The sequence below is a fragment of the Akkermansia sp. N21169 genome (assembly GCF_029854675.1).
Lineage (GTDB): Bacteria > Verrucomicrobiota > Verrucomicrobiia > Verrucomicrobiales > Akkermansiaceae > Akkermansia.
In genome coordinates, this window is record NZ_JARWNC010000026.1 from 34626 (window position 1) to 53768 (window position 19143).

General features: G+C 54.5%; 17 protein-coding genes. 6 read left to right on the forward strand and 11 right to left on the reverse strand.

What is annotated here, in order from left to right; translation table 11 throughout:
* The first annotated feature begins 4 nt into the window (after window positions 1–4).
* Window positions 5–1240, forward strand: a complete 1236-nt coding sequence (locus tag QET40_RS01690) for a SufD family Fe-S cluster assembly protein (protein WP_280125438.1) — start codon at window positions 5–7, stop codon at window positions 1238–1240.
* 121 nt (window positions 1241–1361) lie between these two features.
* Here the strand turns inward: QET40_RS01690 and QET40_RS01695 are convergent, their stop codons facing one another.
* From QET40_RS01695 to QET40_RS01705, 3 genes are all read right to left on the reverse strand, one after another.
* On the reverse strand, window positions 1362–2951 hold the full coding sequence (locus tag QET40_RS01695) for a glucose-6-phosphate isomerase (RefSeq protein WP_280125439.1): 1590 nt from the start codon (window positions 2949–2951) through the stop codon (window positions 1362–1364).
* A gap of 76 nt (window positions 2952–3027) precedes the next feature.
* Window positions 3028–4125: a tetratricopeptide repeat protein gene (locus QET40_RS01700; protein WP_280125440.1), complete on the reverse strand. Its 1098-nt coding sequence runs from the start codon at window positions 4123–4125 to the stop codon at window positions 3028–3030.
* Window positions 4126–4151: 26 nt separating this feature from the next.
* Window positions 4152–5048, reverse strand: a complete 897-nt coding sequence (locus QET40_RS01705) for a class I SAM-dependent methyltransferase (protein ID WP_280125441.1) — start codon at window positions 5046–5048, stop codon at window positions 4152–4154.
* Window positions 5049–5179: 131 nt separating this feature from the next.
* On the opposite strand from QET40_RS01705, the gene QET40_RS01710 reads away from it, so the two are divergent.
* Both QET40_RS01710 and QET40_RS01715 read left to right on the forward strand, forming a co-directional pair.
* Window positions 5180–5947: an energy transducer TonB gene (locus tag QET40_RS01710; RefSeq protein ID WP_280125442.1), complete on the forward strand. Its 768-nt coding sequence runs from the start codon at window positions 5180–5182 to the stop codon at window positions 5945–5947.
* 7 nt (window positions 5948–5954) lie between these two features.
* Window positions 5955–7649 carry a putative manganese-dependent inorganic diphosphatase gene (locus tag QET40_RS01715; RefSeq protein ID WP_280125443.1) on the forward strand — a complete coding sequence of 565 codons (1695 nt, stop codon included), beginning with the start codon at window positions 5955–5957 and terminating at the stop codon, window positions 7647–7649.
* 4 nt (window positions 7650–7653) lie between these two features.
* Here the strand turns inward: QET40_RS01715 and QET40_RS01720 are convergent, their stop codons facing one another.
* Both QET40_RS01720 and QET40_RS01725 read right to left on the reverse strand, forming a co-directional pair.
* Complete coding sequence (locus QET40_RS01720; RefSeq protein WP_280125444.1) at window positions 7654–8163, reverse strand: hypothetical protein; 510 nt, start codon at window positions 8161–8163, stop codon at window positions 7654–7656.
* The gene (locus QET40_RS01725; RefSeq protein WP_280125445.1) at window positions 8148–8339 is read right to left on the reverse strand and encodes a hypothetical protein; all 192 of its coding nucleotides are present in this window, start codon (window positions 8337–8339) and stop codon (window positions 8148–8150) included. The genes QET40_RS01720 and QET40_RS01725 overlap by 16 nt, the downstream gene beginning before the upstream one ends.
* Before the next feature lie 209 nt (window positions 8340–8548).
* Here QET40_RS01725 and QET40_RS01730 point away from each other — a divergent pair, with 209 nt between their 5' ends.
* A complete protein-coding gene (locus tag QET40_RS01730; protein WP_280125446.1) occupies window positions 8549–8827 on the forward strand; it encodes a type B 50S ribosomal protein L31 in 279 nt (92 codons plus the stop codon).
* Between the two features lie 213 nt (window positions 8828–9040).
* Here QET40_RS01730 and QET40_RS01735 read toward each other — a convergent pair whose 3' ends face one another.
* Complete coding sequence (locus QET40_RS01735; RefSeq protein ID WP_345783039.1) at window positions 9041–9541, reverse strand: low molecular weight protein-tyrosine-phosphatase; 501 nt, start codon at window positions 9539–9541, stop codon at window positions 9041–9043.
* A 153-nt stretch (window positions 9542–9694) separates the two neighbouring features.
* Between QET40_RS01735 and QET40_RS01740 the strand changes: the two genes are divergently transcribed.
* A complete protein-coding gene (locus QET40_RS01740; RefSeq protein ID WP_280125448.1) occupies window positions 9695–10402 on the forward strand; it encodes an alpha/beta fold hydrolase in 708 nt (235 codons plus the stop codon).
* The gene (locus QET40_RS01745; protein WP_280125449.1) at window positions 10395–10721 is read left to right on the forward strand and encodes a DUF3820 family protein; all 327 of its coding nucleotides are present in this window, start codon (window positions 10395–10397) and stop codon (window positions 10719–10721) included. The genes QET40_RS01740 and QET40_RS01745 overlap by 8 nt, the downstream gene beginning before the upstream one ends.
* Window positions 10722–10786: 65 nt before the next feature.
* On the opposite strand, the gene fbaA is transcribed toward QET40_RS01745, so the two are convergent.
* From fbaA to QET40_RS01770, 5 genes are all read right to left on the reverse strand, one after another.
* On the reverse strand, window positions 10787–11818 hold the full coding sequence (gene fbaA / locus QET40_RS01750; protein WP_280125450.1) for a class II fructose-bisphosphate aldolase: 1032 nt from the start codon (window positions 11816–11818) through the stop codon (window positions 10787–10789).
* Between the two features lie 74 nt (window positions 11819–11892).
* Complete coding sequence (gene lysA, locus QET40_RS01755) at window positions 11893–13185, reverse strand: diaminopimelate decarboxylase (RefSeq protein WP_280125451.1); 1293 nt, start codon at window positions 13183–13185, stop codon at window positions 11893–11895.
* 13 nt (window positions 13186–13198) lie between these two features.
* On the reverse strand, window positions 13199–14305 hold the full coding sequence (locus QET40_RS01760) for an AI-2E family transporter (protein WP_280125452.1): 1107 nt from the start codon (window positions 14303–14305) through the stop codon (window positions 13199–13201).
* A gap of 187 nt (window positions 14306–14492) precedes the next feature.
* Window positions 14493–15314 carry a hypothetical protein gene (locus QET40_RS01765; protein WP_280125453.1) on the reverse strand — a complete coding sequence of 274 codons (822 nt, stop codon included), beginning with the start codon at window positions 15312–15314 and terminating at the stop codon, window positions 14493–14495.
* A gap of 50 nt (window positions 15315–15364) precedes the next feature.
* On the reverse strand, window positions 15365–19143 hold a 3779-nt coding region (locus QET40_RS01770), incomplete at its 5' end, for a hypothetical protein (RefSeq protein WP_345783038.1).

Consider the following 19143-nt stretch of genomic DNA (forward strand, 5'->3'; position numbering starts at 1 on the left):
CAAAATGACCGATCCCGCAACAACACAGACCGCTATCCGTCCTCAATGGTTTTCAGAACAGGTCCTGGCTGCCCAGGCTGCCTATGAAGCCTTGCCTGTTCCCATCCGCCTTGATGAACAGTGGCGCTTTGGTGCTCGCAAGGGAGCCGATTTTTCCGCTTTTGTCCCGGCCGTGCCGAGGGAGAACTACGGGAGTTCTGGCCGGTTGCTGGAAGATGCTGTTACCGTGGAAATTCTCAATGGCATCTGGTCAGGGGTTGAAGGTGTACTTCCCGACGGCTTGGAGATTCTTTCCCTGGAGCGCTGGATTGCCTCTGATGAAGCCGAAGCCCGTGACTGGCTGGGCAGGGAAGTTGCGGCTCTTGGCTCTGCTCCCTGCGTTGCCTGGAATCGTGCGATGATGACGGAGGCCGTCGTGGTGAAGGTGCGTCCCGGCGTATGCGTCGAAACGCCCGTGGAAATCATCTGGCGCGTTGAGGGCGAATCCGCCGCTATCTTCCCGTATACTCTCGTCCTGGCCGGGGAAGCTTCCTCGATCAATCTTTTGGAGCGCCATGTCGGTTCCGGCTATGTCCCTCAGCTTGCCGTCGGCGTGCAACGCATCGAAACTGCGCCGTCATCCTTCGTTCGCTATGCCTTGCTGCAACAGATGACAACGCTGGGTTCGGCTTTGGAAGTGGGACAGGCCGATTTGCGAGACAATGCACGTGTGGAACATCTTTCTGCTCATTCCGGCGCTCTCTGGACGCGCCAGGAACTTACCAGTCGCATGTTAGGCAGCGATGCCTGGGCGGAACTCATGTCTGTGGCTTCCCTGGACGGCCATTGCGTGTTGGATCAGCGTACCCACCAAGCTCATCTGACTCCCGGTTCCGGTAGTAATTTGATGTACAAGACCGTTCTCCGGGGGGCTTCCCGTAATGTTTTTGCCGGCATGATTCGCGTCGAAGAGGGAGCCCATGGTACGGATGCCTACCAAAGCAACCGCAATCTTTTGCTGAGTGATGCGGCGGAATCCGATTCTCTGCCGGGGCTTGAGATTCTTGCTGACGGCGTCCGTTGTTCCCATGGTACGGCTACTTCCTCCATAGACCCGGAAGAAGTATTTTACCTCCTTTCCCGCGGTATTCCCCAAGCCGAGGCTGAACGGATGATTGCCGCTGGTTTTCTGCATCAGGCCAGTATGAAATTCGGATATTCTCCCATTGTGGAAGCCGTGATGAAGTCGATTGAGCGATAGTATGGTTGTTAAGGTGGCTATGAAAGATTGAGCCTATGGTTATTTCCAGGCATGAAAAGAGGCACCCGGCGAGGGTGCCTCTTTTCGGTTGGGAATGATCAATCGATCGGGAGAAGACAGGTCAGTCTTCGATGATGGTGATCTCGTCGTCTTCCTCTTCGAGTTCTTCGTCGGAAAGTTTACGGAAGGTATCTTGATCGGCAGTAGCACCCCAGTTCATTTCTGCATTGTCGTCGGATTCGCCGATATGGATGAGGCAATGGTAAACGGCTTCTTCGTCTTCACCAATGCGGGCTGCGATGGCAGCGGCGGTTTCCGGTGTTTCCGAGAGGGATTGGCGCACCTTGGTGAGAAGGTTGAGGAAGGTTGTGGCGGCTTTCTTGCCTGCTTCGACGCCGGGCTGATGGTAGGCGTTGATGTTGACGAGAGAGGCGTAGAAAGAGACGGCTCGTTCGAAGAGGGCAATGAGCATGCCGATCGTCAGCGGAGAGACGGTGGGAATGGAGATCGTGATGGAAGCGCGTCCGGATTCTGCAAGGGCCTGGCGGGAACCGCGCAGGAAGCCCTGGAGATAGTCTCCGGCAGTGACTCCGGGATCGACTTCCACGAAATCAGTCATGGCTTGGCGCACTTCGATGAAGGTGACGAAGAAGTTGGCGATGCCGTCGCGGAGTTGCTGGACGTAGGCGTGCTGGTCGGTGGAGCCCTTGTTGCCGTATACGGTCAGTCCCTGATGGACGACATTGCCGTCGAGGTCTTCCTTCTTGCCGATGGACTCCATGATGAGCTGCTGGAGGTATTTGGAAAAAAGGACGAGGGAATCCTTGTAGGGAAGGACGACCATATCTTTTTCTCCTTTGCCGTTGGTAGCTTTGTACCAGGCGAGGGCAAGCTTCATGGCGGCGTTGTCTGCAACATTGTGGATGCGTGTGCGGCTGTCCATGAGCGCGGCTCCTTCGAGCAGTTCTTCGACATCGATACCCTGAAGGGCGGCGGGAACGAGTCCGACAACGGAAGTGACGGAAGTACGGCCTCCGACCCAGTCTTCCATCGGAAAACGCCGGAGCCAGCCTTCGGCTTTGGCTGTCTTGTCGAGCTTGGAACCGGTGCCGGTGACGGCGACGGCCTGTTGTGCGAAGTCGAGTTCGCAAATGCGGAAGAAGTCCTGGGTCACAAGCATGCCGTTGCGTGTTTCAGGTGTGCCGCCGGATTTGGAGATGACGACGACGAGGGTTTCTTCCAACGGAAGTCTTTCCAAGACGGCGTACATACCGTCGGGATCAGTGTTGTCGAGGAAGTACATATCCAGTCCAACTCCGGGGAGGGCGTCGGCGATCAGTTCCGGCCCGAGAGCGGAACCACCGATACCGATGACGAGGGCGGTTGTGTAGAAACCTCCCTGCGGGGGACGGATGGTACCGTCGAGGATGTCGTGGGCGAATTCGAGGACGTCGGTGTACACATCGTCGATCTGAGTTTTGATCTCGGGGGTGGGAGCGAGGTCGGAGTTTCGCAACCAGTAGTGACCGACCATGCGGTTTTCGTCCGGATTGGCGATCTTGCCGGCTTCGAGGTCATCGATGGCATTGAAAGCACGGGTGATTTTGTCACCCATGGAAGAGAGGAAATCTGGCGTCAGAGGCAGCTTGGAGAAGTCGAGAGAGATTCCAAGGTCATTGTAACGCACGAGTTGGTCGGAATAAGTGCTCATGAGTGAAATCAGGATAAAATGAAAGCGAATGTCTGCAAGCACGAAGGGCGTGTGCAGAGGTGAATGTCACAGGGGGCTATTTGATGGTTTTGAGGGCTGCAGCAGCTTGTCCATCCCCTTTTGCAGCAGCAGCCGAGAGCCATCGGGTCGCTTTCTTGGGGTCTTTGGTGAGGCCGTATCCGTTTTTGTACATGATGCCGATGTTGAATTGCTCGGCTACGCTCCCTTCAGCGGCAGCACGTTGGCAAGTGGAGAGCAGGGCTTTGGCATCTTCCGGGAAAACTTCCAGTTCCTTCATGGCAGCATCGAAATTTTTGTCAATCAGGACCGCAGCGAGAGCAAATCCTTTTTCGGCAGCCTGGCGGTAGTATTGTTGGGATTTTTCCTTGTCGGCGGGGATGCCTTTGCCTCCGGCATAGATTTGGCCGAGAGCCCATAAGGCACGGGATGAGCCGAATTGGGCGGCTTCCTCGAAGAGCGGAATGGCTGCTTTGCCGTTTTTTGCGGCGAGGGCAGCCATGCCCTTGGCGTTCAGGGCATCGGCTTTGATAAGATCGAAGAATTCGGGGACGGCGTCCCAGGCTTTGATGGCTTTCGGGTTATTCTGGGGGGGACGGATTTTACCGGAGACGAAGGTCGTTACGACGTAACACTTGTTTTCGGTATCTCGCATGATGCCGGTCATGATGGATTCCTTGGTACCGATGTGCCAGGTGTGGAGAAAGAGGACGCGATTGGGTTTCATGCGCTCCGGAGAGGGCCAGTCGGGGCAGTTGAGCGGTAGCCCGTATCGGTCGGAAACAGACATGAAAAGGTTTTTGTACCGGGCTTTGAAGCGGCTGTTGTACAGGCTGGGTTCGAAACCCGTTTTTGAGTAGAAGGAAACGGCATTGAGGAGATCGTCGCTGCCGAAGCGGAAAGAGAGTTCGCATAGGTCTCCGTAGAACGTTTTTCTTGTGACGAATCGATCGTTTTCCGAGGAAGAGCCCATGACGGTCATTTCTCCGGGTGGTTCGAAGGCGGGATCCGAGCGGAGAGTGGCATCAAGGGTGTTGCGATCCATACCTAGTGAGAGCGGTCCCCATATTTTTCCGAAAGCATTGGAACAGCAAAGGATTGTGGCGACGAGAAGGCCGGTTGATAGGCTCCGGGTGATGCGAAGGTGATGTTTCATGATGGCGAAGGAGGATCGGAATGGTGTTAGAATTGGACGAAGAGGCATTTGAGGTAGTCTTCTCCGGGAAAATCGAAGGGCATGGGGTCATGCCTCAAGTCGGCACCGGGAGCGGCGGAGGCTACCATAATCCGGAAGTCCCGGTGGCTGAGTTTGCGGCAATTGGTGGAGCAGAGGAGCCATCCGCCGGGTTCCAGACAGGCTATGGCTTTGGAAACGAGGTCTCCGTAGTGGCACTCGACACGGAAGACTTTTCCGTTTTTGTCGCGGGAAAAAGTAGGAGGGTCCAGGATGATGCCGTGGAAAGTACGCTGCTGTTTGGCGAAACGGTCAAGCCAGTGGAGCGCGTCTCCCTTGCAGAAATAATGTTCGTCGGGTTCTAGAGCATTAAGGAGAAAGTTTTGCCGGGCCCAGTCGAGACAGGGTTGGGCGAGATCCAGCGTCGTCGTGATGGCTCCGCCAAGGGCGGCATACACGGAAAATGCTCCCGTGTAGGCGAATGTGTTGAGGATGCGCATACCGGGACGGCATGCCTGGCGGACACGTCGCCGGTTGTCTCGTTGATCGAGGAAGATACCCTGGGAATAGCCGGCTCCCATGTCGATGAGGAATCGGACGCCCTGTTCGACGATGTGGAATTGGAGAGGAGTGGAATCTCCGGCGTGGGCGATGGGAACGGGCGGTTGTTTATCGTCCTGGTCTAGGCGTTTGTGATAAACCGGCCCTGCTTCGGAAACAATCTGCTGGAGAAGCTGGTGCGGAATGTCGCGGTCACGAGTGGAGATGAGAGTCCTGTCCCCGAACCGATCAATGAACAGGTTCGGGTAACCGTCTGCTTCTCCGTCTATGACGCGAAAAGAATCGGTATTCTCCGGAAGTCCGGCGATGCGGCTGGCAAGTATGTCTTGGTAGGTGCGTGGCACGTTTATGGACAATAAACGAGAAAAGAATTCGCGCAAGGGCTTTTTCGCGGATTACAAGGTGAGTGAATGTCAGCAGGTAATGGTAAAATTTGCCATTGTGGAATTCGATGTTACACTCCTGTTGGAATACCGTGAAGTTGAATTTGGAGCCATATCGCCTCCCCAGGCAGAAGCTGAAACCCCATAAACCGGCAAAATCCGCACTGGTTTACGCGGCTCTGGTCGCTTTAGGCGTACCGGTAGCTCTCGGGTGCGTGTTGGCGTTGTACCGGTACCATGAATCGGGACTTCTGGGGATGCATGGGCCGTTTTCCGTCAGTATGGCAGACCCGGATCCCGTTTCGCAGGAAGAGAACATTGCCCAAAAGACAGTGATTTCACGGGTCTTGCCGGCATTGCCTCCGATTATCAGGACGGAGGCGCCCAGACAAGTGCTGAATTTGTCGCCTGACATGCCCGATCTGGCCTGGACTGCCGGAGAGCTGGCGGCTTCCCATGATGTGTTCGACGATGCGGATACGGGAACGCTGATGAGTAATCCTCAGGTGGTGAAACGGAGCAATCTCCGTCCCCGTGTCCGTCCGAAAACGGTTTTGGGCGGAGCTCCGGGAAATCCAGAAGCTTCTACATCCGCGCCGCAGGCTCTGGAAGCCTCGTTGCCTCCCTATCCGGCTTCGGCCCGTAGTGCGGGGCAAGTGGGTGTTGTCAAGGTGTTGATTTCCGTGGATGAATGCGGTTCCGTATCGGGGGTTTCCCTTTCGGAGTCCAGCGGATATGCTTCGTTGGATCGTGCTGCTCTGGAATGGGTGAGAAACAACTGGTCGTTTCGTCCCGCAGTCCGTGGCGGTATTCCCATTGCTTCACAAATTATAGCTCCCATCAGATTTAAACTGGATTGATACGCGCATGATGAATGAACGAAACATCGGCCCTTTATACGTCATTGGCCATAAGAACCCCGATACGGACTCCATCTGTTCTGCAATTGGGAATGCTTCCTTTTTGCGACGCCATGGTTATCCCGATGCCGTTGCCGCCCGATGCGGGGAAGTGACCCAGCGTACGGCCTGGGTATTGGAGCAGGCACAACTTCCCCAGCCCGTTTTGATTCGGGATGCAACGCCGACGGCAGAATCCATTTGCCACAGAAACATTATTTCCGTCCTGCCCGGCGATACGTTCCTGACGACTTACAAGAGGATGACGGAGAACAACCTGAGTTCCATCCCCGTTATTGATGAACAGGGTAAACTGCACGGGTTGATCCGGTATCTGGATCTGTTGAATCTACTGCTCCCCAAACAGTTGAGTGATGACAGCGTGCGCTCCGTCGTTGCCAGCCTGGACAACATCGCCAAGACGATCAATGCCCGCTGCCTGACCGGCGAAACACTGAGTACGGAAGATGAGGAACTCTTCCTTCTGGTCGGTGCATCCAGTGAACCCAGCGTGCGTTCCCGACTTGCCAACTACAAGAGGAAGGGGCTGATTCACAAGTTGTGCGTGATTTGCGGCGACCGTCCGAACGTGCAGCTTTTTGCTGTGGAGAACGGAGTGAGAGCACTCGTTATTACGGCGGATGCCCACCCAACGGCCGATATTCGGGAGGAAGCCCAGGATTCCGGTACATGCATTCTCAGCACGCCGTGGGATACGGCGAGTGTCGGCCAGTTGATTCGCTGTTCGCGGCGTGTCCACGATGTCGTGCACCGTGACTTTGTAACGTTCACCTCCGGCCTTCCCCTGTCTCAAATGCGCCAGCTAGCCGTGCAGAGCCGCCAGCCTTTGTTTCCTGTGCTTGATAAGATCAGCAACAAGGTGGTCGGAGTTGTTTCCAAGACGGATTTGGTTGATCCTCCTCGTATGCGTTTGGCTTTGGTGGATCACAACGAATTCAGCCAGGCGGTAGATGGAGTAGAAGAGGCGGAAATCGTCGAAGTGATGGATCATCACCGCCTCGGTTCCCAGGTATCGACACGCGATCCCATCAGGTTCCTGAATGAGCCTGTCGGTTCGACATCGACGCTGGTGGCTCGCCGGTTTTTCCATCGGGACGAGGAGCCGGAGCCGAATGTCGCCTTGTGCCTGTGTGCGGGGATTTTGTCGGATACGATCAATCTGACGTCTCCGACGACGACGAGCGTCGATCGTCTGATGATGGAATGGCTAATGCCGATTTCCGGGATTGATCCGCAGAAATTTACGGAGGAATTCTTCTCGACCGGTTCCTTGTTGAGATCAAAGGATTCCTCGGCGGTCGACATCATCCAGGCGGACCGCAAGGAATTCGTAGAATTCGGGTTCCGCATCAGTATTTCCCAGGTAGAGGAAGTTGGAGTATACGGATTTGATGCCGTACGACATCAACTTCAAAAAGCTTTGGAGGAATTGCAGGTAAAAGAAAAGTACAGGCTTGCCTGCCTTCTGGTGACGGACATCAGTACGCACGATTCCCTTTTGCTGGCAGTAGGAGATCCCGATGTGTTGGATAAGCTGGAATTCAAACGTTTAGACGACAATCTCTTTTCTGCCAAAGGCGTGGTGAGCCGCAAAAAACAACTCTTTCCGGCTATTTCCCAGGCTCTGAAAGGGGTGGAATGAGGATCTAAAATATCCAGGGCTTTCCGTAGAGGATCAGAACCAGGGCGGGAATAATCATTAAAGTTCCGCGAGCGAGTTCCTTCAGACCAGAGGAAAGCCGGGGTGGCAAGGAGAGAGTCAGGATGAGGCTGAAGTAGATACCTGTGTACCAGACTGGCGCACTGATCATGAAATCATTGGCGTAGCCGCTCATTTTCTCGAAGTAGGCAGGAGTTGCTGTGGCAAAAGCAAGGACGATGCCTGCGTAGATGGATTCTCCCAAAATAGATGGACGGAAATCCCGTTTGGCGATTGAGAAGAGGTATCGTGCCAGGAGCGCCAGACCAAAAAGGCCGGAAGGAAAAAGAAATGGGAATATGCCGACACCTAGCCGAAACAGGAGCAGGAAGCCGGAGGTGCCGAATGCGAGGATGCTTCCGACCGGGAACAGTTTGCACAGGAGACGATATGCCCTGGGGGTGAGTTCCGCATCGACGGCAAGTGTTGATGTTGCCGGATTCAGTTTGTTGCGCAACAGGGCAGCCCCCCATGAAACGGCAAAATGAAACCGTATTCATCGCCGGTGATCAGAAATACATCGTAAATCGTCTTGAATGCGGCGCTCCAGGCAACGGCTATAATCGGGATGATCAATCCTGAAAGAGCGAGCCTTGCTGAAAAACGGGTGAGGGTTGCCGATTGAAGGAACATAGATAGTATGCCCTCTATCGTCCGGACGATCGGGGCTGCATGCAAGGAGGTGCACTGTCATGGTTTTTTGTAAAGTCGGTATGTAGTGCGAGCTGTTCGTATTATCCAATCTGCGAATTGATGAATGCACCCTTGACAATGAACGAAAAATCACCATATTTCCATCTCCACCTCATTGCGTTGGAAACGCAATACATATCCTATTCATCATGAAAGCAGATATTCATCCCAAATATAATCCGGTCGTTTTTGTTGACATCTCTACCGGCCGCCGTTTTATCACCCGTTCCACTGCCCGTTCCTCCAAGACGGAAGTGATTGATGGTGTGGAACACTTCGTGATCACCTGCGGTATTACCTCCGATTCCCACCCTTTCTTCACGGGTAAGAACCAGTTTGTCGATACCGAAGGCCGCATCGACAAGTTCCAGAAGCGTTTCGGCGCTTCGATCCGTCGCCAGGGCGGCAAGCCCAAGCTCGGCAAATAATCGGATTCCGATTCATTTTTTCCAAAGCCATCTTCCTTGATAATCAAGGGAGATGGCTTTGTTGTTTACCAGCGTAGTGGGCGAGAGAGCCATAGGCACACGGCATGGGAATTATGCCCCGGCTCCTCCGACTGTTGGCATGAAAATCCCCGGAGGGCATAAGAACGCTTCCGGGGATGCTGTCAAGGAGGGAATGTCCCAGAGAGGAGTATTTTATTCCGAGATGGCCGTGTTGTGTTTGGCGATGGTACTCTTGACCGATTTAAGGAGATTGGAACAAGCATCTTCCAAGAGTTCAACAACATGATCGAAGCCTGACTGTCCGCCGTAATAGGGGTCGGGGACTTCGGTGTCGCGGAATTTATTACTGACAAATTTACACATGGGAATGATTTTATCCCGGAAGCGCTTCAATTTGTCCATGGCCCGGACATCGGTAAAATTGTCTCCGTCCATGGTTAGGATGAGGTCGAATTGTTCCAGATCTTCAGGTTTGATCTTGCGTGCGCGGTGGGGAAAAATGCTGTAACCGTGGTTCGCGAGGGTTTTGAGCATGCGCGAGTCGGGAGGGGAGCCTTCGTGGTAACCGATAGTTCCTGCGGAATCGGTATGAATCTGTTCGTTCATCTGGTTTTTATCCACCATGTTGCGGAAAATGATTTCCGCTGCGGGGGAACGGCAGATATTTCCCATGCAAACGAAGAGTACATTGATGATAGGGCTTTGATTCAGGAAATGTTTCATAACTGAAAACTCTTGAATAGGTTAAAAAAGTAAGGAGATAATCGTAGGTTTTCAAGTGTCAATTTTGTCCGCATCGCTTCTTGCTTGGATTTTGTGATGAATTGCCTTATGAATTGTCCGGTTATGATCTGGTTTCTTCATGGCAATATGGGGCTTCCGGGCGACTGGGGACCAGTCTCCAAGGCGTTGCAAGGCATGGGGGTGGCCTCGCGTTCTTTGAATTTGTGGAAGTTGCTGGCGTGTTGTCCCAAAACTTTGACAGAGGCGGGAGATCTCATAGCCGCGGAGATTTCGTCTCAGGATCACAGACCAGTTTTATGCGGATATTCTCTGGGAGGGCGTTTGGGGTTACATGCCGTGTGCCGGCATCCGGAGTTGTGGGCGGGTGCAGTGTTTGTCAGTACCCATCCCGGGCTCCAGAGCGACGATGAGCGTTCCATCCGTCGTGCCTCCGATGCGGAATGGGCTGTCAAATGCCTGGAGATACCCTGGAATGATGTGATGACCTCCTGGCATGAGCAGGGAGTTTTGCGGGGAAATAAGAGGGAGGAGCAACCGGCTCTTTCGTCATGGAAGAGGAGTATTGCCCGGGGATTTGTAGATTGGTCATTAGGGATGCAGGAAGATTTCCGGCAGAATCTCCGGCAATTGGAAATCCCCTGGTTGTGGGTGTGCGGGGAGAAGGATCCCAAGTTTTCCAGGCTGGGGAGAGAGGTTGCCGGAGACGGGCTTGTTCTCGTGCCCGGTTCAGGGCATCGGGTGCCTGCCGAACAACCGATTTTGCTTGCGGATATCCTGTGTGAGTTTTACAAGAAACTAGGCGATGAATGACAATATTCCCAATGGCGAGGATCTGAGAAAGCTGGTGGAAGAAATTGCAGCCATGCATATGCCTTTCGGGATGTATGGTCCGGCGAAATACCCGCCGAAGGGGTGTCCGCTGATGGATGTCCCCATCGAATACCTGACGTGGTTCAAGGCCAAGGGGTTTCCCAAAGGGAAACTGGGGTTGTTGATGGAACAATGCTGGTTTCTGCGTGCCAATGGCTTGGACGATTTGTTTAATCCGTTCAGACAAGTCCGGGGCGGGCGGACCAGCCACCACAAGCGCTACGGGAAAACGTATCGTTTCGACGAAGGAGAATCATAAAAAAAACCGGTCCGCCTTTCAGCGAACCGGTTGGGGATGAAAAACGGGGATCTCCGTTTGGCGGATTAGATCTTGCCGCAGAGGGTTTTACCTGTGGAGAGCAGGTCTTCGCAAGCACTCTTGAGGCGATCGCAAATGCCCATTTCTCCCTTCTTGAGGTAGGAACGGGGATCGTAATCTTTCTTGTTGCCGACTTCGCCATCGATCTTGAGCATGCCTTCGATCTTTTCGCACATGTGGAAGACGATAGGCTTGGAGAAGGCGTATTGGGTGTCGGTGTCGATGTTCATCTTGACCACGCCGTAGGAAATGGCTTCGCGGATATCCTTAAGCTCGGAACCGGAACCGCCGTGGAAAACGAGTAGCATGCGTGCATCCTCGCCGTGTTTGGCGGCAACGACGTCTTGTCCGTCGCGAAGGATGCTGGGCTTCAATTTGACGTGACCGGGCTTGTACACGCCGTGAACATTGCCGAAGGTGGCGGCGAGCATGAACTTGCCGATGGGGGCAAGGGCTTCATAGGTTTGCAGCATGTCTTCGGGGGAGGTGTACAGCTTGTCGGCAGGGTGGCCGGAATTGTCCACTCCGTCTTCTTCGCCGCCGACGACGCCGATTTCGATTTCAAGAATAATGCCGAGTTCGGCGCATTCCTTGAGAAGGCTCTTGGAAAGCTCCAGGTTCTCTGCCATGGGCAAGGTGGAGGCATCCAGCATGTGGGACGTGAAAAGCGGAGGAAGACCGGCGGAAACGCGGCGGCGGGATTCTGCAATGAGGGGACGCAGGAAGGTGTCGACGTGTTCGGGCTGGCAGTGGTCGGTGTGAAGACCGACGAAAACGTCGTACTTTTCGGCGAGGCGGTAGGTGGCTTCCGCCAGGACGATGGCACCGAGGGCGGAGTTGCCGACGGCGGAACCGGAAGCGAACTTGCCGCCGCCGATGGAAACCTGGATGATACCGTCGGACTTGGCTTCGGAGAAGGCGCGGAGGGCGCCATTGATGACTTCGATGGTCGTAACGTTAACGGCGGGGAGGGCATAGCCTTCCTTTTTGGCCGTTTCGAGGATCTTGCTGTATTGCGCAGGAGTGGCGATTGGCATAGTGTTGTGGATGTTAGTGTTTATATGGGCAACGGCAAGGCTGAAGTCGGTCAGTCCTGCCGTAGAAGTGGGATTTATACCTGGGGGATGGATTCTCCGGCAATGAGGTCGTCCCAGCTTTGCCGGTGGCGTATGGTATGCCATGAATCGCCGTCGACGAGGACTTCCTCAGGCATCGGACGTGAGTTGTAATTGGAAGCCATGGAAAAACCGTAGGCTCCGGCGGACAGGATGGCCAGGAGTTCTCCCTGATGGATATTGGCTACTTCACGGTTTTGAGCCATGAAATCGCCGGATTCGCAGATGGGGCCGACGACGTCGGCAACAATGGTGTCGTTTCCGGCGTGTTCCGTAACGGGAACGATCTGGTGATACCCTTGATAGAGAGCGGGACGGATGAGGTCGTTCATGCCGACATCAATGACCTTGAATGTCTTGGCTTTCCCGGTTTTTTCGTACAGGCATCGGGTGATGAGGGCTCCTGCATTTCCGACGATGACGCGGCCGGGTTCGACGATGATGTGCAGTCCGAGAGGCTGGAGCAGGGGGATGATGGAATCCGCATATGTCTTGATCGTGAGCTGCTCGGGGGATTCGTCCCACCATTCTTTTCCTCCGGATTCCAGAGAGTCCTGGTAGACGATGCCAACCCCGCCTCCGATGGACAGGAATTCGATACCGTGGCGTTCCTTCAGTCGGGCTGCAAGGGGGGCTACTTTAGCGACGGCTTCCACGAAGGGGGCTGCCTGGGTCAGCTGGGAGCCGATGTGCATTTGCAGGCCTTTGAGGCGGATGTTGGGCAACTCGCGGGAGGCGCGTTCGTAGAGCTCTTCAATCCGTTCGAAGTCGATGCCGAATTTGTTTTCCGATTTGCCGGTGGTGATGTATTTGTGCGTGCCGGCTTCTACGTTCGGGTTGACGCGGATGGAAACGGGGGCGATGGTGCCCATGCCGCGTGCGATTTCGTCAATTGCGCGCATTTCGGCTTCCGATTCGACGTTGAAGCAGTAGATTTTCTGTTCCAGCGAGTAACGGATTTCCTGTTCGGTTTTACCGATTCCTGCGTAGGTACACTTTTTGGGATCTCCTCCGGCTTTGATGATACGGAAGAGTTCTCCGCCGGAGACGATGTCGAAACCGGCGCCATGTTGGGCCATCAGATTCAGGATGGCTATGTTCGAACAGGCCTTGACTGCAAATTCGATTTCGGCATTCAGCGGTGCGAGGGCTTCTTTGAGCCGTGTGAAGTGATCCAGAATGGTCTGCTTGCTGTACACGTAGAGAGGGGTCCCTGTTTGTGCGGCGAGTGTTTCGAGGTTGACTCCCTCGCAACACAGGGTTCCGTTTCGGTAGGCGAATGCGTGCATATTCGAATGTGTCTTAGGTTCTTTTTTTGATGGTTGGCGGCAGATCCTGCAGGCGGGGCAGCTTGCGGGCTTTAGGAGGATTGTCGATGATATGGGCGATCCATCGGAGATCGTCGGAACTTTCCAGCCCCAGCTTGAGGAGCATGGAGATGGGAACGGCCAGGAGCATGCCGAGAGGTCCCCACATCCAACCCCAGAAGACGACGGAAAGCAGGACAACGCTTGTGGCTATGCCGAATTGTTTGCCGAGGAGCATCGGTTCAAGAACCTGGCCCAGCAGCATGTTCATGCCAAGATAGCCTCCGGCGACGATGAACGTATCGGTGGTGCCGAGCGTCAGGGCTGCCAGCATGATGGGAGGTACGGCTGCGACAATGGATCCGAATGTCGGGATGTAATTGAGAGCAAAGGCGACAATTGCCCAGAGCAAGGGAAGATCTACCCCGACCGAGGCACAGAGAATCCATGCGCAGATACCTGTCAGAATGCTGATGAACGTCTTAATAACCAGGTATTTCTGGATACCGGCGAGGGTTTTGGTGAATTGGATGACACCCGGGCTGTTTGCCTGGGCCATTTTGCGGATGTTGGAACGGAAACGCGGAGCTTCTCCCAGGAAGAAGGTCATCAGGATCAGGACAAGCGTGGTGACGGTGAGAATAGTGGCGGCTTTGCTCATCAGCATGGTGCTCCAGTCCACGATGCGCTTCCCGTCCAGCATTTCCGTGAGGACTTCCATCACTTTGGACGCCTGGGTGTCCAGATCATGACGGCGCAGGAAATCGATGATCTCCGCGAACTTTTCCTGGAGGACGACATTGTACTTGGTGATGACGATGGTGGTGAGATCCTTGGCCAGATAATTGACGAGGAATCCGATGCCGGTGAGGAATCCAAAATCGATGACGACGGTCAGGAGGACGGACAGCCAGTGGGGAAGGCGGCATTTGTCACGCAGGAACTGGGTAACGGGGTAACTGATGACGGCCAGGAAAGACGCCAGAATAATGGGAAGGATAATATCCTGTCCTGCCTGGAGGCCGGCAATGATGATGACTGTGCTGGCGGCTGTAATCAAAACCCGCAGTCCATCTTTGCCTGTTGTCGTTGCATGCATCATGGCGGAATGTGGCTTGAACCGGTATGAAATGGCAAGAAGCCGCGTTGAGCTTCTCAAATTTCCAATCTGTTGGCAATCCTTTGTTCCCGTTCGTGATCGGGATGCATTATTTTCGGTCCCAGAATAACAAAAAAACCCGGACCGGACAAACCGGACCGGGTTTTGTGACGAAACTGGAAGGGACTGGTCAGTCTTTGTAGATGGTAATGGACTGCATCAAAATACTGTTGCCGGCAGGATTGGGAAGGATCAAAATGAGATTGCCGCAGATTTTGTCCGTTTTCAGGATCATTTTACGTTCGATGAACCACTGTTTCTGGCCATTCTTGAGAGTAAGTTCCTTGCGGATTTCCATGGGCAGGGTGCGGTTGGCCTTGGGGAGGCTTTGACCAAACTTCCATTCCTGATTGCCGGCCATCAGCATTCTGTCTTTTTCCCCGGAAGGAGCCTGCGGAACGATGAGCAGGTAAGGCGTTGAGGTCATGTTCTTGATGATCGTCATGCCCGGCTGGCAATCTTTTTCTTCAATATAGCTCAGAAGCATTTGCTTGCCCGAGAAACAGAAAACTCCCAGAATCTTTCCGGAAATATTGGCCGGAATTTCCGCCTTGAAGAATGGTTGAAGCTTGTTTTCCTTGGTCGGAATGTCCTCATAGAAACGGATGACCCTGTCTTCGGGGAAAGGAACGCGCGCTGCCGGTAGGCCGAAGCGCATAGGAACTTCGACGAAGACGTCTTTGTTGATTGGCATGAGAGCCTTGTTCAGGTTGCTATTGGGCATGCCGAAGACGAAACGGATACCCGTTGTCAGACCTGCAGGAGGTTTGATGATGGTTGGACCTTCTTGCTTGGCATTCGGATTCTGTTTGGGATTTTGGGAATTCCCGGCTGCCGGTTGAGCTGCCGGGGTACCGCCGGTGCTTCTTGATGAAGCCGGTGCCGGAGTCTGAGCCAGGGTGATACAGGGAACCGTAAAAGCTAAAAGGATGGCTGTGACAATCTTTTTCATGGAATCTAGTCGATTGTATATATGTGCGTTGGGCCATCCCTTCAAATGCATCAGACTTCTTCCGGGGAGAGCCAACGGAACGATATAATATCGAATTTCCGTCCGAATGCACGATTTATATTGCTTAACTGTGTTTTTTCCAGTGAACCCGTGCTTGTGTTGGGCTGATAGGCCGGGGTTTCGGGAGCATCCGTCGGATCGACATAGTCCACTCCGCGTTTGACGACGGCTTCACACCAGGCGCGGGAGAGGATGCTCTTGCCGGATTTGGTCGTCAGTTCCCCGTACGCCCGGATGGTGAACGTATCGTCCCGCGTCGTCAGGATGTTGCCCAGCACGGCCAGAATGTCGGACTGGATCAGGTAGCCGGGTGCTCCCGTAAACACGTTGCCGCGCGCGGCCTCCGGGTTCGGATAGGGGGCGGAGGGATTCAGGACGGAGCTTTGCACCTGGTCGAAGACGGAGTTGATGCCCGTGTTGTCGATGGCCGCCTGGATGGCGCCCTTCAACCCGAGGTCTCCGGATGTGAGACGCCGGTTAACGAACTCGGCCATGTTGAGGAACGGGCCGCGCTTCTTGACTTCGGCAACGAGGTTTTCCGTCAAGCTGTCGAGCGTTCTCTCATCAAGCTTGCGAAGGTCGGACCATGCCTGGGCGACACCATCGGTCAACCCGTTGGTAATGCCAATGCTGCCGTAATCGTCCACATGGGACTGATCGCTGCTGGCTACGCCGAAACGGGAGAAGTAGGCCGTGTTTTTATCCTGGCTGAGTGGAGTGATTCCATTGGATGAGGAATTGAAAAGCAACTGGCGGTCCCTGAGCCCCTTGATGACGGACTTCCACGCTTTCATGGATGTAGAGTTCACATTGAAAGCGCCTTCGACGCTGACATACTTGGCCACTTTCTTGTAGCCGTCAGAATCGCTCAGTTCACTGATGACGTCTTCAACCTTGGAAGCACCGGGGTTCAGGGAGAACCGTGAATTGGGCAGGACTTCCAGAGAGTTGACGTTGGCGGTGGTGTCTTTTTTATCGCTGAGCACGTTTTGGAGGACGTCGGTGAATTCTTCTTTGCCTCCGCCATTGCCAATCTGAGAGGGACGGTTGGAGATGGAAGAAGCGAACCAGGAGTCCCAGACGCCGTCGTTGGCCATCAGGGCGTGATCCCAGAAATCTCCGAGTTCCTTGTCTCCCGAGATTTCGCTGTGAACAAATACCCGGTTGCCTGGAATCATGGGGTCGGCAAACGAGTTGCCAATACCGATTCCGGGAACGCCGGACTGGTAGGAGAACCGTTTTGCAATAGTCGCCGGGGAATCATTGCCCTGGGTGTACCAGCCGGGGGTCAGGCGGGCGCCGGCAAATCCGGCAATGGAGTAGGGCGGATGAATGGGGATTTCCGTGGCGGAGATCTTGTTGATTTGTTCGGCACCGGGGCCTCCGAAGGTCGTGAGGCGCGTTCCGTCGTTGTTCAGAACGTTGGAAATGGAAATCGGAGCAAATCCTTCCGGGTCGTTGTGGTGCTTGACTTCGAACTGGTACGGGCTGTAGGTACGGGACAAATCGCTGGCGGCGACCATCTGGTTGCCCCAGAAGAGAGGCGAGGAGTGTTGCCAGATTTTGGTGCGGTAGTCCTTGTTTTCCGGATAGGTACCGACGAGGGGAGTCTGGCTCCATTTGACGGAAATGCCGTAATAGGCCACGAAATCATATTTTTCAGCTCCGACGCCACAGCATCCGTGATATTTGCGATAACCGTAGCCGGGACGATTGACAATAGTGGAGGCGTCTTTGTTGTCGTAGGGATTTTCCGGGTTATCCCTGTCCCTGTATAGTTCGTGCGGGAATTTGATCTCCTGAATCAGGGGTTCTTCCCAGACACCCCAGTTCAAGTTGTAGAAGGCCGGCATTTTTTTGGCGAAAGAATCGGGCATGTCGCCCATGGCTCCACCGCTTTGCTGAGTCAGTTCGTATTCCTTGCCTATTTCATCCTGATCGAAGAGACCGGCAATACTGACATAGGCATTCATTTCACCGGAAGCCTTTCCTTCGTCCGTGTACACTTGGGAGAGCACGGAGTTACGGGGCTGGACGGTTAAATCCTTGGCCTTGGGCACAAAGTCCACTTTGGCTTTGCGATAGGTATGTGATTGAGGAGAATTCGGCTGCGGGAAAGTCGGGAAGGAAGTGCTGCCATAGAGTGAGTCGAAACGGATACCGCACCACACGAAACTCCAGCCATAGGCCGTTACCTGATAGAGGTCTTCGGACCATCCTTCCTTGAGTGGATAGTTGTCAACTCGGATGTCTTTATTCTTGGCTTTAGCCTGCGCGGGATGGGGAGCCCGGCTATCGAAGACTTCGCCGCCGTTGTAAGTCGGAGGCCAAATACCCCGTTCCGAGCCGGGTTGGGAATACATAATGATTTCCCCTGGTTCCAGAAATGATACATCCCCTTTGTCCGGATCCCCGGAGACGGACATGTCGACTTTCTGGCGCAGGGAACTGCCATAGTCGGCCAGAGGCCTTTGGACGGAACCCTGATAACCGAAACCTCCGGGACCTTTGAAATAGGATGTGTAGGAACTGTCGTAATAGTTTGACAGAAGAGAATCGTCCACGTAGGAGGACTGGCCTTTTGAATAGCAGTGGTCGAAGTCGGTATAGAAATTATAAGCGGACTTCAGAGGCAGGAAGTGTTCCGCATTGACATAGGTTCCGAAAGGTTCTCCGTTGGCACCTTCGAACTTCATGCTCACGTTGTATGGGTTCCACCACACGCTTACGGGGGTAATGAAAGCACAGGGAATAACGAATCCCGCGTCGCTGGAGCCAACCCCGCCTGTAGCATCACCCCACTGGGTAAAGGTATAGCCGATGAAGTTGTACTGTCGCAGCATGATGGGATTGCGCATGTACGTGTAGCGGTTGTTCATCATCGTCGATACCGCTTCGGCATCGGCCGCAACTAGCGTATAGGGCCTTTTGCCGTCCCACTTCAGTGTCGCCGAGGCGTCCTGGCCGTTGCGCACCGTCGCTCCGTCCCAGATGTTGGACCAGTAATAGAATTGCGGCCACGACGCGATCGGACGCACGGTGACGGCCGCATTGCCGTCTTCATTGTTGTACGGGCGCAGGCCGACGTCATGACTGTTTGTCCGGAATTCGTCGGGGACTTCCTTCTGGGACATCATGATGTTCATGTCCTTCTTCAACCCGCCGAACTTGGAGTCCGTCTGCAGGCCGGAAGCATACAGGGACACATCGTGGAAGAGGCTGGGAATGTCGCGGGAATTGCGGGCCTGCAGCAGGACGGTGCCGCGCGTAATCAGGCGGGATACCTGTTCATCGTAGGCATTGCCTCCGTCGGTGGAAAGGGTGCTGTTGAGCGAGGCGAGTTCCCGGATGGAGGAATTGTCCGGGGGAGGGGTGTTCCATGTCGCCCTCAGTTTGTCCACATCCTGGCGGAGCCTGTCCTTGTAGGCAGGCAGGTTGATTCTCGCTTTCTGGTTTTCCGCACTGACCCACCAGGCGATGTTTTTGACCGTCCGGGAGTTTTTCTTGGAGACCGTGTCGAGCATGACGTTGGTGGAGTCGTCCACCTGCACGAGCCCGGCATAGATTTCGTCCTTGCGGTCGGCACGCAGTCCCAGAGTCCCTTCGCCGAGAAGAAGGATTTTGCGTCCCCGGTCGGCGCGATCCTGCCCCAGGTCCTGGGAGACGGAATTCAAGCGGGTCAGGAATTCCATGCGGCTGTCGGAAATCAGCCAGCTTCGGAACATGTTCTGGCGGCCCTTGGTGTACGTGTCCGTCAGGGAATAATTGT